Source organism: SAR86 cluster bacterium (assembly GCA_023703615.1).
Lineage (GTDB): Bacteria > Pseudomonadota > Gammaproteobacteria > Magnimaribacterales > D2472 > MED-G85.
The window spans coordinates 972,284-988,261 of sequence record CP097971.1; the positions used below are offsets into that span (position 1 = coordinate 972,284).

At 30.7% G+C, this 15,978-nt stretch carries 17 protein-coding genes; all 17 read right to left on the bottom strand.

Translation table 11 applies throughout. From position 1 onward, the window contains the following. Nucleotides 1-13: 13 nt before the first annotated feature. The 17 genes from M9C80_05040 to galE are packed head-to-tail and all read right to left on the bottom strand — an operon-like array spanning nt 14 to nt 15,978. Entirely contained in the window at nt 14-817 is an 804-nt protein-coding gene (locus tag M9C80_05040) for an NAD-dependent epimerase/dehydratase family protein (GenBank protein URQ69302.1), read from the bottom strand. A gap of 5 nt (nt 818-822) precedes the next feature. Next, nucleotides 823-1,872 carry an N-acetylneuraminate synthase family protein gene (locus tag M9C80_05045; protein ID URQ69303.1) on the bottom strand — a complete coding sequence of 350 codons (1,050 nt, stop codon included), beginning with the start codon at nt 1,870-1,872 and terminating at the stop codon, nt 823-825. Beyond that, complete coding sequence (locus M9C80_05050; GenBank protein ID URQ69304.1) at nt 1,850-2,572, bottom strand: acylneuraminate cytidylyltransferase family protein; 723 nt, start codon at nt 2,570-2,572, stop codon at nt 1,850-1,852. Before M9C80_05050 ends, M9C80_05045 begins: the two co-directional genes overlap by 23 nt. Further along, a complete protein-coding gene (gene hisH, locus M9C80_05055) occupies nt 2,569-3,204 on the bottom strand; it encodes an imidazole glycerol phosphate synthase subunit HisH (GenBank protein URQ69305.1) in 636 nt (211 codons plus the stop codon). Before hisH ends, M9C80_05050 begins: the two co-directional genes overlap by 4 nt. 3 nt (nt 3,205-3,207) lie before the next feature. Then, nucleotides 3,208-3,966: an imidazole glycerol phosphate synthase cyclase subunit gene (locus tag M9C80_05060; GenBank protein ID URQ69306.1), complete on the bottom strand. Its 759-nt coding sequence runs from the start codon at nt 3,964-3,966 to the stop codon at nt 3,208-3,210. Between the two features lie 5 nt (nt 3,967-3,971). Then, entirely contained in the window at nt 3,972-5,138 is a 1,167-nt protein-coding gene (locus M9C80_05065; GenBank protein URQ69307.1) for an N-acetyl sugar amidotransferase, read from the bottom strand. A gap of 9 nt (nt 5,139-5,147) precedes the next feature. Beyond that, the gene (locus M9C80_05070; protein URQ69308.1) at nt 5,148-6,563 is read right to left on the bottom strand and encodes an aminotransferase class I/II-fold pyridoxal phosphate-dependent enzyme; all 1,416 of its coding nucleotides are present in this window, start codon (nt 6,561-6,563) and stop codon (nt 5,148-5,150) included. Then, nucleotides 6,560-7,405, bottom strand: a complete 846-nt coding sequence (locus M9C80_05075) for a sugar phosphate isomerase/epimerase (GenBank protein URQ69309.1) — start codon at nt 7,403-7,405, stop codon at nt 6,560-6,562. Before M9C80_05075 ends, M9C80_05070 begins: the two co-directional genes overlap by 4 nt. A 12-nt stretch (nt 7,406-7,417) precedes the next feature. Then, nucleotides 7,418-8,188: a hypothetical protein gene (locus tag M9C80_05080; GenBank protein ID URQ69310.1), complete on the bottom strand. Its 771-nt coding sequence runs from the start codon at nt 8,186-8,188 to the stop codon at nt 7,418-7,420. Continuing rightward, the gene (locus tag M9C80_05085; protein ID URQ69311.1) at nt 8,185-9,237 is read right to left on the bottom strand and encodes an N-acetylneuraminate synthase family protein; all 1,053 of its coding nucleotides are present in this window, start codon (nt 9,235-9,237) and stop codon (nt 8,185-8,187) included. Before M9C80_05085 ends, M9C80_05080 begins: the two co-directional genes overlap by 4 nt. Next, on the bottom strand, nt 9,237-10,940 hold the full coding sequence (locus M9C80_05090) for an ABC transporter ATP-binding protein/permease (protein URQ69312.1): 1,704 nt from the start codon (nt 10,938-10,940) through the stop codon (nt 9,237-9,239). Before M9C80_05090 ends, M9C80_05085 begins: the two co-directional genes overlap by 1 nt. Continuing rightward, a complete protein-coding gene (locus tag M9C80_05095) occupies nt 10,924-11,673 on the bottom strand; it encodes an SDR family oxidoreductase (protein ID URQ69313.1) in 750 nt (249 codons plus the stop codon). Before M9C80_05095 ends, M9C80_05090 begins: the two co-directional genes overlap by 17 nt. After that, nucleotides 11,663-12,613, bottom strand: coding sequence for a phosphoglycerate dehydrogenase (locus M9C80_05100; protein URQ69314.1), 951 nt, complete (start codon nt 12,611-12,613; stop codon nt 11,663-11,665). Before M9C80_05100 ends, M9C80_05095 begins: the two co-directional genes overlap by 11 nt. After that, on the bottom strand, nt 12,606-13,295 hold the full coding sequence (locus M9C80_05105) for an acylneuraminate cytidylyltransferase family protein (protein ID URQ69315.1): 690 nt from the start codon (nt 13,293-13,295) through the stop codon (nt 12,606-12,608). The genes M9C80_05100 and M9C80_05105 overlap by 8 nt, the downstream gene beginning before the upstream one ends. Then, on the bottom strand, nt 13,288-14,181 hold the full coding sequence (locus M9C80_05110) for a glycosyltransferase (protein ID URQ69316.1): 894 nt from the start codon (nt 14,179-14,181) through the stop codon (nt 13,288-13,290). The genes M9C80_05105 and M9C80_05110 overlap by 8 nt, the downstream gene beginning before the upstream one ends. After that, nucleotides 14,147-14,989 (bottom strand): SMP-30/gluconolactonase/LRE family protein, encoded by an 843-nt coding sequence (locus tag M9C80_05115; GenBank protein URQ69317.1) that lies wholly within the window; start codon nt 14,987-14,989, stop codon nt 14,147-14,149. The genes M9C80_05110 and M9C80_05115 overlap by 35 nt, the downstream gene beginning before the upstream one ends. Continuing rightward, nucleotides 14,986-15,978: a UDP-glucose 4-epimerase GalE gene (gene galE / locus M9C80_05120; GenBank protein URQ69318.1), complete on the bottom strand. Its 993-nt coding sequence runs from the start codon at nt 15,976-15,978 to the stop codon at nt 14,986-14,988. Before galE ends, M9C80_05115 begins: the two co-directional genes overlap by 4 nt.

A 15,978-nucleotide genomic window follows, 5' to 3' on the forward strand; every position in this document is an offset into this window, starting at 1 on the left:
GAGTGTTTTGCAATTAAGTGTAAATTTTATCTATTATATCTTTAAATACATTGTCAGGCATCCAATTAAAATCTTTATTAGCCTTTTTTATAGATAAAATATTGCATGAAAGATGATCTATTTTTTTTGTCTCTATAATCTTTTCAAATTTATGATCAAATTTTGTGTTTAGTGTATTAATTATTTCATGAACTGATGTTCCAAATCCTGATCCAACATTATAAATAGTATTCTTGGTTCTCCCTGACAGAATAACTAACTCTATAAATTTACTTACATCATTTACATGAATGTAGTCTCTAATTGAAGTTGTATTTAAGATTGTTAAATCTTGATTTTTATTGTCTATAAATTTTTTTATATGCCCCAAAACATTTTTTTTATGCATTCCTTTGCCGATAACATTTGATAGTCTTAAAACCATACCTCCATTTTTAAGAACAGTTTTCTCATTTATTAACTTAAGTTTTGAGTAAGGGTCATTACAAAAAACTTTACTATCTTCATCATAAGGGGTAATTGATTTGTCACCATAAACAGATCCTGATGAAAAATATATCAACTTATTCTTCAGTACTTTGGATAAATTTTCTATATTTTGTTTTAACTTTTTACATAATTGATCATCGTAAATATGTTTTAAAGAGGGTTCGGATAGATGAATAAAAAATGAACATTCATCAATAAAATCATTTGTATCTAAATCAAAGCTAGATTTATCTTGAGCAAAAAAATGTTTTATCTCAAATTTTTTTTTTAAATGGCGGTCAAAATTAGATCCAAGAAATCCTGATGAGCCTGATATATAGATTTTCAATTTCTTCACCAAATAACATCTTCTTTTTCAATATGATGATCTTTTGTAAAGTCATTAACTGCAAGCTTTCCAAGTACATCATTATATCTATCAGCTTTCATACCTTTATTGCCTGGTCTTTTGACCCAAATATTTTCTTTTGTAAACTTTTCGCCTTTCTTAATGGGCTTTATTGTGACAATTGTAGAAAATGCAAAATCCATTGTAACCTGCTCTTCTTTTACTGGGCCTTTTGTTCCTCCTCTTTCTTCAAATAAAAGATTGGCTCCAAAAATTAAATCTTTTAAAGCAGATGGATCCATTGAGCATACAATATCCGGTCCTTCTCTTGTCATTGTATCCGTAAAATGTTTTTCAAGAATAGATGCACCAAGTGCAACAGCGCCAAAACATGAATGATTTGTTGTTGTGTGGTCTGATAAACCATAAACAATTCCAGGAAACTTTTGAGAAATCTCTTGCATTGCTCCAAGTCTTACTAATCTTGGTGGAGTGGGATATAAATTTGTTGTATGTAAAACAGCATACTCAATACCTGCATCTTCAAAAATTTTTATTGATTTTTCAACTTCCTTCATTGTATTCATGCCAGTGCTTAAAATTATTGGTTTTTTAAAGCTTGCGATGTACTCTAACAAAGGATAGTTGTTGCATTCTCCTGAGCCTATTTTAAATGCAGGCACTTTCATTTTGATTAATCTATCTACAGCTGCTCTTGAAAAGGGAGTACTAATAAATATCATTCCTTTATCTTCAATATATTCTTTTAATGCGAACTCCTCATCTTCAGATAAAGCGCAATCTTCCATGATTTTATATATAGATTTATCACTATTGCCAGGAATGACCTTTTTTGCCTGTGCGGACATTTCATCTGAAATAATGTGAGTTTGATGTTTGATAACTTCGACCCCAGTAGCCGCAGCAGCATTAACTATCTTATATGCCTCTTCTAAAGATCCATTATGGTTAATTCCCAACTCTGCAATAACTAGTGGTTTATGATTTATGCTTACTTTTCTATCTAAAATATTAACTTCTCGTATTTTTGTCATTGTCTTGTTTCCATAATTTATTGTTTGAATAATATCTAGCTAACTCTAAATCATGATGTGTGTCTATATCAAGACATTCGATATCATTATTTAGAATATATGGTATTGTTTGATCTGTAAAAAAAGATTTATTTTGAATTAATGCTTTTTTGTATGTTAAGTAGATATTGCCATTTACAACATATGCAGGATCTAAGTCTTGTGATCTTGTATTAAGACCATGATCCTCAAGATAAGTTTCAAGATACTCATTTGAATACTTAAATGTCCATTTGGGATGAGAGTGAGTTAAATTAACACTTATTACACTTTTACAATTCTTGTTTATTAATAGATCAATAGCTTTCAATATTGAGGATTTTTTTCTAAAGGGGGATGTGGGTTGTAATAATAAAATTGCATCAACCTCATTTATATTAGATTCATACCAATTTAATGCATGAATCACAACATCTACACTTGAAGCCTCATCAGATGAAAGATTTTTTGGTCTAACAAATGGAGCAAGCAATCCCAGATCCTTTGAATGATTTATGATTTCTTTTGAATCAGAAGTTACAATTGTATCGACCACATGATCAATATTTCTTACAACGATTGAAGCTCTTTCAATTAATGATTGTCCATTAATGTATTCTAAATTTTTTTTTGGTAATCTTTTTGAGCCGCCTCTTGCTGGAATTACACATAAAATTTTCATGATATAAAAGCCTTAAGAATTTCTAGTCCCGCTTCTCCACTTTTCTCAGGATGAAACTGGGTTCCAAAGATATTATCTTTTTTTATTGCAGCGATAATCTTTGCATCGTAGTAATCTAAAGTACATAATTCAATATTTTTATTCTCAGGCTGAACACCATATGAATGAGCAAAATACATATGCTTATCTGAAACCTTATTAATTATTTTTGAAAATTCTGTTTCTTCAGATAATGTCCATACTATCTTATACCAACCCATTACAGGTATTTTATAATCATCTGCAAAATCACAAAAATTTTCTAACGGAAGTATTTTTCCTTTAAGAATTCCTAAACCGATGTTTTTTCCACCCTCATCTCCATGTTCAAAAAATAATTGAAGTCCCAAGCAAATGCCAAGAATTTTTTTATTGCTGTTTGCAGCTTCAATAAGGGCCTCAAATAAACCAGTTCTCTTCATATGTCTCACTGCAACAGAAAAAGATCCCATACCTGGAACAATAATATATCTTATTCCATCAAGATCACTTTTTTTACTGGCAAGAACAGGCTCGCAATTTATTGCCTTAATAGCTCTAAATATATTCTTTTGATTGCCTGCTCCGTAATCTATTACAGCAACTTTTTTCATTTCTTATCGGACATTGATTGAATTTTGTCTTGACCAAGATTTAATATCACTTATTTTGCCTCTTTTATAATGCAGATAATCAGCAATTCCAATACCTTGGACGTTATAAACAGAAACTAATTCATGAATATTCTTTGGATTATTAAACCCGCCACAAAAAATTACTGGTACATTAGCAACTTTTATGTAGTTTGCTAGCTTTAAGTCAAAACCCTTTTTTGTTCCCTCATTATCAACAGAAGTTATAAAGATTTCTCCAACTCCTTTATCTTGTAGTATTCCCATCCATTCATTAATTTCAATTCCTGTATTTTCTCTTCCAGATTCAGTAACAATTTCCCATCTATCATCATTTATGCATTTTGCTTCAATTGAGCCAACTACAGATTGACTTCCGAAAAGTTCAGCAAGTTTTTCTATAAGTTTGGGGTTTCTTACAAAAGCTGTATTTAAGGCAACTTTATCAGCTCCTTTTTTGAAAAGATAAACTGCATCTTCAACAGACCTTATTCCTCCTCCAACAGTAACGGGAATAAAAACTTCGTCAGTAATAAGTTCTAGGAAATCACCTAAATGATTTTGATCATATAGGCTTGCTACAGCATCATGAAAAAAAAGCTCGTCGGCACCATTTTTATAATATCTAATTGCTGACTCAAATGGATCACCTACAATACGAAGTCCTTCCAATTTTATACCTTTAATTAATTTACCAGACTTTATATCAAGCCTAGGAATAATACGAATATTAGATTTTGACACTTTTATTAATCTTTATTAAATACAGTATTCTTAAGATTCCATTTGTTATCTTTCTTTTCCCAAAGATGATCACTCCTCCATGAATCTATAACATCATTAAACTGCTGTTCTGTTATTCCGGCATATTCTAAAAATATCTCATAATATTTTTTAGGGAATTCGCCATCATATTTTTTAACTAAAGCAACGCCCTCTTCCCTACTTAAATAACCATCCCTGATTTCATGAGCAGCATCAGAGGTGCACCTCCCATGACCGAACTTAATGTAGGCAAGATAAAAATGAAAGCCATCCAATTGGTCATCCAGGCTGGCGTATTTTGTAAAAGTGCCTTCGCTTCTTTCAGGGTTTAAATTAAAGCCTGTATGTTCTAATGAGTAATAAAAATTTTCTTGAGGGACCCACTTATGATAGTAGCTAAAAAAATGTTGCTCGATGTTAAGTTCTTTTAAACCTTTAAGCTCATCATTAGATAAAGAATATCTTTCAAGATCTTTTGACTTAATACCGTACTTCGCAAAAAATTCTGGAAAAATTCCTGAGAATCTATGATTAACAAAGTCTTTGTAACCAAGGCTTGGCCTATCTGACATATCCATTGAGCCACCATACTCAACCTCGCCGTCCTCTCCATAAAATACTAATGGAATTTTATATTGAATGGCAACTCTGAAAGGTGCTGAATACTGACCAAAAATAAATGGCTGGAATGGATCTCCCATTTCCAAAAATGCTGCTTTGGTCATCAATCTGTGAACAGCTCCATTTGGCGTCACCAAAATATTATCAAAACCAGAATCTATAAAAGATGTTAGGTTTTCTCTTCCAATTTCTGTATAAATATGTGGGGCCCAGGTTACAGTTAAAGGTGTCATGCCATATTGATCTTTAAGCATGTGTGCAACATAATTACTATCCTTACCTCCACTGCCTGGAACTACCACATCATGAGAGCCATCACAACTTCTGTGTTTATCACATAGGCTTTCTAGCTCTTTCTTTCTTTTATCCCAGTTAATACCAGTATTTTTATGGTCAGCAAACTGGCATGCAGAGCAAACACCGTCATCATTAAATGATATTCTAGGTCTTTGATTAGAAATTACACACCTTGTACAGTACTCGACTTTTTCTGGTAAATTATAAAGCTCTTTAGGGTTTCTATTTTTCATTTTGGCACCTTAATAATATTCTTTTATTTTTTTGGTTATCTCGTTGATCCTTAAATTATTATTAAATGTTGGAAAGGATATGCCTCTTGAAGAAATATCTTTTGTAATAGGGCATGGATTTTTAGCAAACTGTTTATAGGGAGGCATATCAGACAAAGGATAAAAAAATCTTCTAACATCTATTTTAATTGCTTGCATTTTTTCATATAGTCGCTCCCTGTTTTCTGAAGAATCAGTTAGCGCACATGCTAGCCAAACTACTCTAGTTCTTCCAGGAATATTCTCTTGAAATGAAAGGTTCATATCAACATTGCTAAATAGTTCTCTATACTTTTCTTCATGATCTGCTCTAATTTTTAGCATATAATCTATTCTTTCAAGTTGAGCTACACCTATTGCAGCTTGTGTATTTGTTAATCTAAAATTAAAGCCGGGATGTTCATGCCAATATTTTTTCTCTTTTGACATGCCATGATTTTTCAAAATATTCATCTTTTCTAAAATTTCTTTAGAGTTAGTTGTGCACATCCCACCCTCACCAGTAGTCATTATTTTGTTAGCAAAAAATGAAAAACAGCCAATAGTACCAATGCTACCAACAGGTACATTATTAAAACTTGCTCCATGTGCCTCAGCACAATCTTCTATAATTGGAATATTATATCGCTTACCTATTTCACATATTTTATCCATCGAAGCAGGTTGACCATATATATGAACAGGAATTATAGCGGATGTTTTTTTTGTTATAGCCTTTTCAATTTCATTAGGTGAAATACACCAACTATTTTCTTCAATATCCACTATTACAGGAGTTGCTCCAACATGTATTACTGCATTTATGGTAGCTGCAAATGTTAGGTCTGGGATTATAACTTCTGAACCTGCACCGACTCCAATTGATTTGAGGGCTAGCTCCAATGCAATTGTGCCATTACATACAGAGGTGCTGTAATCAGTATTACAATATTTTGCAAAATTATTCTCAAGCCTATTAATATATTCACCGGTACTCGAAATCCAGGTACTTAGGAAGGCATCGGTTAGATATTTTAATTCATTACCATAAAGATCAGGTGTGGCAACTGGTGTCATTGGTATGTGATTATAAGAAGCAAAATCAACTACATGTTGGCTCTGATCGACAATAGGAATAATTTTTATTTCATCACTCAGCCTGCTCAAAACTTTATTTGCATCATCATCAGTGGTGGCAAAAGTATAATTTTTATTAATAACATTTTTAATAGGAGAGGATAAATCATGTCCATTGAGCAATGATCTTCTTAAGTCACCATCTGTTATAACACCTATGAGAATATTTTGATCATCAACAACAAAGCATGTTCCGTGCCCATTCTTATCTATCTTATGAAATACATCTCTTATAAGAATATCTGATTTACAAACCAAGTCTTGTATCACAATAACTCCATTAAGATATTGTAAGAATCAGTTAATCCTTCAATATCATTGTTTATTTCTAAGGTAAACGTTTTATCTTTTAGGTTAGAAGCTAGTAAGGCATTATGAATTTTACTTCCTTTTTTAAGTCTCTTATTTTCATCACTTACTCCATTATTATCGCTTATATGAATATAGTCTGTTAATTGACTTAACAAATTAAATTCCTGATCAAAATCTTTACCTAAGGTGTTGCAACTAACATAAAGATGACCGATGTCTAAAAGCAAATTAAAATCTAGTTTTGATTTCATTGCCTCAACATCTTCATAACTTGTTAAAAGAAAGCAATTTTGATTACCAAAGTTAGAATAATTATTCATAGACACTACATTGTTCTCGATATAAAGCCTAATACCATCTTGTACATCTATATTTTTAAACCTTTCAATAAATCTATTATTAGCTTCTTTTCTATCAAATAAATCTCTTCCCATAACAGATTTTCCAATTTCACTGGTGCTTATGTCAATCAAAAAACCTGCATGAAAACCATATTCAGTAGCGCCAAATATTTTAGATAATTTGATAGATTCATTGATAATATTGATTGTTTTACTATATATTTCGTCTGAATCAGATGCTAGGTTCATAACAAAGTGTTCTTCTGGAGGTGGAAAATAATTATGACACCTATAATTTAAATTAAACTTTTCTTTGAGATCATGTAAGTGTTTTATATATCTTGAATCCCTTTCAGTTCCACCGCTGAGCTCAATATTTTTAAAGCCATTTTTTGCAAGTGTTTCTACACTTTGCCAAATGAATTGGTTTTTGACACATGATGAGGATACATAAATCATAAAATTAATGCCTTACTTAAATTCGTGAATAAAGGATTCGATATCTTCTATTGAGTTTGCTTCTTTAACCACGCCACTATTTAGTTTAAATTTTGCTCCATCAAAGGGAGGAAAATACATTGCTCTAATAAATCTGCTAGCTTCCTCATAAGTTGTATCTTTTGTCTTTAATACACCTCCAAAAGGTAAATCACGACTAAAATAGTGTTTAGATTTATCAATTTCTAATTTTTGTTTAACGCCGCGGTAACCAGATATGTATAATTTTAAAGCATTTGGTAACATTTTGATAGCCAAGCTTACAAGTCGATGGTAAAGAGAATAGGCTGTGTCTGAAGGAAATATCTCAGTGGTTTCTTGCATAATGATATTTCCGTTATCAACCTCTTTAACCATTTCATGAATTGATATGCCTGATAACTTCTCATTATTAATTATTGCCCAAGGAGAAGAAAAGGTTCCTTTATAATGTGGCAATAGAGATGGATGAATATTTAAACATCCTAATTTTGCTAAAGAAAGTATATGTTCCTTAATGATGTATCTGTAGTAACAAGAGAGGATAATATGTGGGCTAAACTTAAATACTTCATTCTCAAAATTATTAATATTTTTATCTATACACTTTATATTTAACTTTGAGCACTCCTGAATAATTTTTTTGCTGTCTGAATTAGCATGAGTGAAAACTAAAACTGAATCCTTATCAACAAAACTTTCAGATAATAATAAAAGTAAAGCCTCATGACCAGCCCTATGATTTGCACATAATACAATTCTCATTCAATAATTAAATCATCAATTGAGTAATCCCTAGTTGCTGTTAAGCCAAATAAATCATTGAGATATATTGCTGGAATACCTTCTCCACCTGATCTTTTACAGCCAAGATTTTTATCGTTTAATATGTCCCCTTTTTTTATAGGCTGTAAAGCTACGATAGATTTCTGCAATGAGGCTCTTGTTCTTATTTCTGATATGGTTGGCATTTTTAATGAGGACCCCATAATCACTTCTGCAGATCTAATAGATTTTACAAATTTGATAAGTTCTTCTGGGTCAAGGGATGCAGAGTGATCTGGTCCTGGCAAGTTTTTGTCAAGAGTAAAATGCTTTTCAATCATTACTGATCCTATTCCAACGGATAGTTGTGAAGCCTGTATACCAATAGAATGATCAGAAAAACCTACCAAACAATCAAAATTATCTTTAAAAGTATTTATAACATTAAGATTTACTTCAGAATCATCAAGTGGATAATTTGAGGTGCATTGAAGCAATACAATATCTTTGTTTATATGCTTTAATTCATTAAGTAACAAACTTATCTCAGACATATGGGTCATACCTGTAGATATAATTAATGGTTTATTTTGCATTGCTATCGTTTTGATGAATTCAATATTTGTAGTATCTGTGGAGGCTATTTTATATGCAGCAAGATCAAGTTTTATTAATTCTTTAAAACTATCATAATCAAAAGGAGTAGTTAGAAATATTAATCCAGCTTCTTCGGATTGTTTTTTCAATTTCTCAGCTGATTCAATGTTTAATTCTAATTCTTTTAACATCTGATATTGTGTTTTATTTGATTTAAGAGCAGTTTTCTGATAATCAGCCATATCTACATCTTTTAGAATTAGAGAATCAGCTTTGAAACTTTGAAACTTTATTGCATCAGAACCTGACTCTGCTGCAACATCAATCATCTTATAAGCCATATCCATATCACCACAGTGATTAACACCAGCTTCAGCGATTATAAATACATTACTATCTTCACTGACTGTTTTGTTGCCAATTTGAAAAGATTTATTAAAGTGTTTTTTCATTATTTTACTTGTTGAAGGGTATTGTTTTTAAGTTCAAATATCTCATCACAGTATTTCTCAAGGAGAATTTTATCATGAGACACAATTAGAATAGATTTATTATGAGATAAGTTTTTTAGATTTGAAAGCATTATATTTGCAGTATGTTTATCTAGAGAACTAGTTGGTTCATCAAAAAGTAAAAAATCTTTATCATGATATATTGCCCTTGCAACACAAACACGCTGTCTTTGTCCTCCTGATAATTGTTTACCGCCAACACCTACAATAGTTTTTAAATTTTTTTTGGATTTATGAGTAAAATCAAATCCTGATAATTCTAATGCTTTTTTTACCTTATTCTCATCATAAATATCGCTTAATGCCACATTCTTACTTAATGTATCATCGATCATAAATGATTCTTGAGGACATATATAAACTCTGTCATTTGAAAAAGTGTAATTATTTTTTTCTTTGTCTAATAAAAGAACTTCTCCATGAATTGGATTAATGAGACCAGATAATATATTTATTAGTGTTGATTTCCCTGAACCAGATTCACCAAATATTCCAGTTAATTTACCTATCTTAATATCTAGATTTATGTCCAAAAGTACTTTTTCATCACTGTTGGCGTACGCAGAGGAAACATTTTTTAAAGAGATAGAGTTACATCTTCCGTCATCCTCACTAAGCATAGTATTATTATTTGACTTATTATTTGATAGGGGGTAATTCTGATTAAATTCATCATAAAGGACATTAATTGAATTTGAACAATATCTAATTTTATTTAATCCAAGAACAATCTGATTTATAGCAGGAATCGCCCTAGAGGCGCCAAAAACAAATATGCCTAAATCTAATAATATATCTGATGAAACTCCACTTTGAACACTATATAAAATTACATAAGTTATTGATATAACTATAATAACTGATTCTAAAATAGTCTTTATAGCAACTTGGGCTGTAGCAGCACGAACATTTGCATGAGCGTATGTCAAAGCGTATTTTTTTACCAAATTTGAGAAATATTTTTCAGCTTTAAGTAATTTAATTTCTCTTAAACCATTTATCCCATTATGAACGGTCGAAGTCATTTTAGCTGAGTGGTTATTTGAAATTTCGCCATATTTCTTTATTTTTGGCTTTATAAAATACTCGCTTATTAAAAATAAAATAGATGCTGCTCCAAAAGCTAAAAAAAACAGTGTAGAGTTTATATAAATTAGATAAAAAGATATCGCTGCTAGAATTACGATGTCAGCGCATAGTCTAAGAATTGACCAAAGGAATGTATGTGAAAATTGAGCACATACCTCTAAAATTCTTTGAGAATATTGACCTGGATCAATTCGTGTAAAACGTTCATATGACATCGCTTGATAATTCTTCATTAACCTTGTTCTTAACGTTGCTCCAAATGTTACACAGTAATGCCATAGTTTGTAACTTAAAAATATTATCATTACCCCTCTTAATGCAAAAATTGATGCAACAATAATCAACAGCATATTATTCGATATTGATCCAGAATCTAAAGAATCAGAAATTGTAGTAACAATCTTGGATATTACTGCTCCAATGCTAGCAATACTAAGCATTTCAAGGCTAGCTGTAATTAAAAATAAAAATGCAAAAAGAAAAAGATTAGACTTTTCATCAGACAAGATGAAAAGTGCTTTTTTAAGATCTGATAGATTAGCTTTCTGGGTCATGTAATAAAGATCCAATTCCACCGTCAAAATTTAATATTGAGCCATTTAAAAATTTAGAGTTATATTTTCCTAATAATGATATTAGTTTTGCAATTTCTTCTGGCGTCCCTATGCTGTTTGTTGGATGGTATTTTTTTAATTTATTTAAATGTGCTTTATTTTTTAATCCATCTAGTAACATTGGTGTTGAAATTGCAGATGGCTCAATGGATAAAATTGATATATCAGAACCTAGTTCTAATGCAAGAGATTTTGTGATCATTCTCAGAGCAGATTTGCTGGAAGCATAAATACTAAACCCTTTTTTTGTAAGCCTTGAATGTATGCTGCCAATATTAATTACCTTGCCAGATGAAAATGTTAATTCATTATATAAACCTTGAATCAAAATGAAAGGTGCAAATGTATTTATTGCAAATACTTTTTCAACATCATCTTTTTTAATAGATTTCAAGTCTTTCACAACTTGAAAGGCGGCATTATTAATTAAAAGATCGACTGAATTTTCAGGCAGACTTTTCTTGATCTCATATAATTTTTTATCTCTATAAATTGTATCTGTATAAATCTTACATAAATCAATAGATAAATATATATCCACGTTCTTATTATTTATAGATTTTTTATGAATATCTATGCCGATAACAAAATAATTCTCATTTTTTAGTTCTTTTGCAGCTGCATTGCCAATACTTCCATTTGTACCTGTAATAATTGCGGTTTTAGTATTCATGTTCACATTTTAAGAAATCAGTTAAAGTTTTAATTGCTTGTTCACTTGCTTTTATAACAGCATCTTTGGTGTTTGATGCATTGTGTGATCCTAAAATTATGTTGCTTCTATTAATAAGCAAAGAATTTTTATTTAGGGGTTCCTTTTCATAAACATCTAAAGCTAAATATCTTATTTTGCCTGAATCTAAATACTTATTTAATATAGTTTCATCTATTAATGGTCCCCTGCTTACATTTACAATACTAACACCATCTTTCATATCTCTAATTGAGTTATCATTTATGATATGGAATGTTGAGTCATTTAGTGAGCATGTGAGAATAATAAAATCAGCTTCATTAATTTTTTCCGGCCAATTATTTATAGTGACTTCAATTTTTTCTTCGTTTAATACAAAAGGATCGTATACAGAAACATTCATTTCGCACGCTATCAATCTCTTTGCAAGTTGCTTGCCTATATCTCCAAAACCAATGATAGCAGCATTTTTTCCAGATAAAGATTGCCCTGTTGGTTTATACCAATGTCCACATCGAACAGCTCTATCAATTTCGTAGGTGCCTCTAGCACAACCAATTACATAACCTAGTGCGATATCAGCAACCTCAGAACCAAAAATATTTGGTGTATTGGTTATTGGAATATTTAACTCTTTGCATGCTTCAAAATCAACGTTATCGACTCCTATTCCCCATTTAACTGCAGCTTTAAGTAAGCCGGTCCTGCCTGCTTCAAAAACCTCTTTAGTTGCAGGATCATCGCCAATAATCCAGCCATGATGTAATGGTACTAATTTTATTAATTCACTAATTGACAATGTCTGAACAAAATTTGGAGTCGTAATCGATATATTTTTTTGTTCAAGCAGATCTTTAAAATGATCAATCATCAAGAGCATAGGTGGGCATGTAATCAATACTTTTAATTTCTCAGTCATTATTATTTTTTAATATTAATTCTTTAAGCTTAAATGCAAAGTCCCAATCACTTGGAGTATCAATATCTATAGACTCAATCATTGGAGTTTCAAACATAATTGGTCGCATTCCGATCCTTGCATTAGTAATACTAAAACTCTTTTTAGTAAAAATATATAAGATTGAATTTTCTTCAAAAAATGGCTCCAGCTCTTGTGTTTGAATTAAATTATTTGGATCGTGATTAATTGGTTGACATTTATGATCATAAAAACGACTTTGAAACTTATTTACAGAAAAAAGTGAATCTGAATCTCTGTTATTACAGCAATCTAGAAAGGTATTGATAGCTTTATTAATAGTAAATTTTGTTATTAGAGGATTTGTAGTGTGTGTCATTAGGTATATTTCAGATTCTATATTTTGCAAGTCATCTTTAATAATTTTATTCATCGAGACCTCGTCACCGCAAAGATTACTATCACGGTCTCTTATTATAATTCTTTCCGATTCGTTGATACCATGATCCATAATATTATCCTTGGCATCTGTATTAATTACTATTTGGTCAATTAATTCTGAAGCAAGCAACTCATTTAAAACCCACATAAATAATGGCTTACCATTAAATAATTTAAAATTCTTATTTGGAACTCTCTGGCTGTTAGCCTTCATTGGCAATAATGCTGTTATTTTATTCATTAGTTTTTTTAGGATAAAAATATTCTTCCTTTCTTTTTTTGGATAATTTTCTGTGTGATTGATTGCCTAAATATGTACCTGAGTTTAAAGCAAGTCTGAATTTAATTATACTCAAGAAGTTTTCTTTCAAACATTTTTCGTTTAACGCCTCACTAAAATCTAAAAAAATGCCGCTTATGAAATATCTTATTGCATCTAAGAGTGTTACTTGAATTTCTGGAGATATCTGTTGAAGAGCCATAGCCTCTCTTTCATATCTGTGCTTAGTTTGAGACCATGTCTCATTATGAATGTGGAAAACTTTAGCCTCTGCCTTATATGCAATTAATAGCCCTGCTTTTGAAAGCCTGGAAGCAAGATCCATATCCTCAAGCCCAGTAAGTTTTTCGTTAAATTTATAGTCTTTCCATACTGATTTTAGAAGAGCTGAATTTGCATTATTACAAAAAATTCCATTTTGAGGGATTTGTGATTTTTCAGGAAAGTATTTTTTAAACCATTGTTTTTCGCTAAATTTTGTTGTGTCTCGTCCAACTTGTGATCCATAAACATAACTAATATTATTTTTTAAGATTGGTTCAATGAGATTAATTAACCAGTTTTTATCACATGGGATACAGTGGCCACTTATATAACAAACTATATCACCAGAAGTTTTTTCAGTTCCCATGTTCAAAGATCGACCAAATGTAAATTGATGTTTTTTTATATAAGTTATTACAGAATTGTATTTCTTTGCAATGTTGATGGTATTGTCAGTTGAACCAGAATCAATTAAAACTATCTCAAGTTCATTACCATCTAAATTTTGATTTCGAAGAGATGATAAAAGCTCTTCTAAATACTTTTCTTCATTTAAAGTTCTTATTACTATTGAAATTATCATAGCTATATTTTAACTTAAAAGTATGTCCGCCAAGTTGAATATCTTTTGAATTGCCATCTATACTAGCTGCGGAAGTTATGTATAAGCCAGAATTCTTTGCATCATAAGCACAATTAGTAGGTCTGGTAAATGGTAATCTTATAACATCTACAACCTTTCCATTTTCATTATAGATATTTATACATGACCCATCCCAAATTGAAATTGCGAGGAGATTTCCAAAAATTATACATCCGCCATCTGGCGTTTTATTTTTATTACAAAAATTCCAAACTTTTTTGTAAATCTTCTTATTTTCAATATCTAAAGTACATCTGTAAATTTTGCTCTCTGAAGAGTCTGTAATTAGAATATCTGAATTCTCTAATTCAATAAAAGTATTTGGTATTTTGCAGTTCCAGTCTAACAAGGTTATATTTTTATTCTTCGAAACATGAAAGATACCACCAATTTTACGATTGGGAGTTTTCTGATGCATAAACCCTAGAAGATAACTTCCGTCTCTAAGCAAACACCCATCATTCAGTCTATATTCTGAGGAATCAAAAATATTTTCAAATGTTATTTCTTGTTCTATGGTTTGTGGAGAGATTGAATAAATTCCTTTATTTGCGCCCACAAGGAGTCTATTCTTTATTTTTGATAAAATAACAGAAGGAATAAAATCAAGAATAACATTGAATTCTTTATTTGAAGAAAATATTCTTTTAGATTCAATGTCAACCCAATATACAGCGCTGCCATCAAAAAAAATACCTTCTCCTAGCTTTGATTTTAATTTTGAAATTTGTTGCAAATCACAATTCATAGATTGTTTGATCTATGCCAGTTAATTGCGTCATTGATAATATTTTCAATATTTGAATTATTTGGATTCCAATTTAAAAGTGAGTTTGCTTTTGCTGAATCAGCAACTAAAACTGCAGGATCTCCATTTCTTGGGGGTGCAATTTCATAAGATATTTTATTTAAATTCAATTTGTTCTTCACTGTATTTATAACTTCCAAAACCGAAAAACCACTTCCATTTCCAAGATTAAAAATATGAGATTTAGAATTTTTATCAAGAAAGTCAAAGGCTTTTATATGTGCTGATGCAATGTCATTTACATGGATATAATCTCGAACACATGTTCCATCTTTTGTTTGATATGTATCTCCAAAAATTTTTAACTTTTTAGAATTTTTTTGTGATATTAATTTCATAATCACATTTGGTATTAAATGGGTTTCTGGCTCATGAAATTCTCCTATAGTCCCCAGAGGATCTGCTCCTGCTGCATTAAAATATCTAAATGAAATTGAGCTTACTCCATAAGCTATGAAAGCATCTTCTAAAATTTTTTCAATAAACAGCTTGCTTTGACCATAAGGGTTTTTAGGCTTGGTTTGATGATTTTCGTTTATAAGTTCTGACTTTGGATCACCATATACAGCAGCTGAAGAAGAGAATATTATCTTATCAATATCTGAATCTATACAAGCGTTTAAAAGGTTAATAGACCCTGAAACATTATTCTCATAATATAAACTGGGTTTTTGTGCAGACTCACCCACGAGTGATTTTCCTGCAAAGTGCATCACATAATCAAAGCTGTTTTTTGCAAAGATACCTTTTAATTTATTATTATCTAATAGATCACAATCAAAGAACTCACAATCTTGAAGAGCCCATTTATTACCAGTAGAAAAATTATCTAAAATTACAGGATTGTCTCCATTTTCAATTAATTTTTTTACTGCATGCGAGCCAATGTATCCGGCCCCACCCGTTACAAGAACATTTTTTTTACTCAT

Bases quoted from the DNA above. Each gene is read 5' to 3' on its own strand.
- M9C80_05080 (URQ69310.1), bottom strand. From the start codon at position 8,188: ATGAGAATTGTATTATGTGCAAATCATAGGGCTGGTCATGAGGCTTTA.
- M9C80_05105 (URQ69315.1), bottom strand. From the start codon at position 13,295: ATGAATAAAATAACAGCATTATTGCCAATGAAGGCTAACAGCCAGAGA.
- M9C80_05115 (URQ69317.1), bottom strand. From the start codon at position 14,989: ATGAATTGTGATTTGCAACAAATTTCAAAATTAAAATCAAAGCTAGGA.
- M9C80_05065 (URQ69307.1), bottom strand. From the start codon at position 5,138: ATGAAAAATAGAAACCCTAAAGAGCTTTATAATTTACCAGAAAAAGTC.
- hisH (URQ69305.1), bottom strand. From the start codon at position 3,204: ATGAAAAAAGTTGCTGTAATAGATTACGGAGCAGGCAATCAAAAGAAT.
- galE (URQ69318.1), bottom strand. From the start codon at position 15,978: ATGAGTAAAAAAAATGTTCTTGTAACGGGTGGGGCCGGATACATTGGC.
- M9C80_05075 (URQ69309.1), bottom strand. From the start codon at position 7,405: ATGATTTATGTATCCTCATCATGTGTCAAAAACCAATTCATTTGGCAA.
- M9C80_05095 (URQ69313.1), bottom strand. From the start codon at position 11,673: ATGAATACTAAAACCGCAATTATTACAGGTACAAATGGAAGTATTGGC.
- M9C80_05085 (URQ69311.1), bottom strand. From the start codon at position 9,237: ATGAAAAAACACTTTAATAAATCTTTTCAAATTGGCAACAAAACAGTC.
- M9C80_05100 (URQ69314.1), bottom strand. From the start codon at position 12,613: ATGACTGAGAAATTAAAAGTATTGATTACATGCCCACCTATGCTCTTG.
- M9C80_05050 (URQ69304.1), bottom strand. From the start codon at position 2,572: ATGAAAATTTTATGTGTAATTCCAGCAAGAGGCGGCTCAAAAAGATTA.
- M9C80_05110 (URQ69316.1), bottom strand. From the start codon at position 14,181: ATGATAATTTCAATAGTAATAAGAACTTTAAATGAAGAAAAGTATTTA.
- M9C80_05090 (URQ69312.1), bottom strand. From the start codon at position 10,940: ATGACCCAGAAAGCTAATCTATCAGATCTTAAAAAAGCACTTTTCATC.
- M9C80_05045 (URQ69303.1), bottom strand. From the start codon at position 1,872: ATGACAAAAATACGAGAAGTTAATATTTTAGATAGAAAAGTAAGCATA.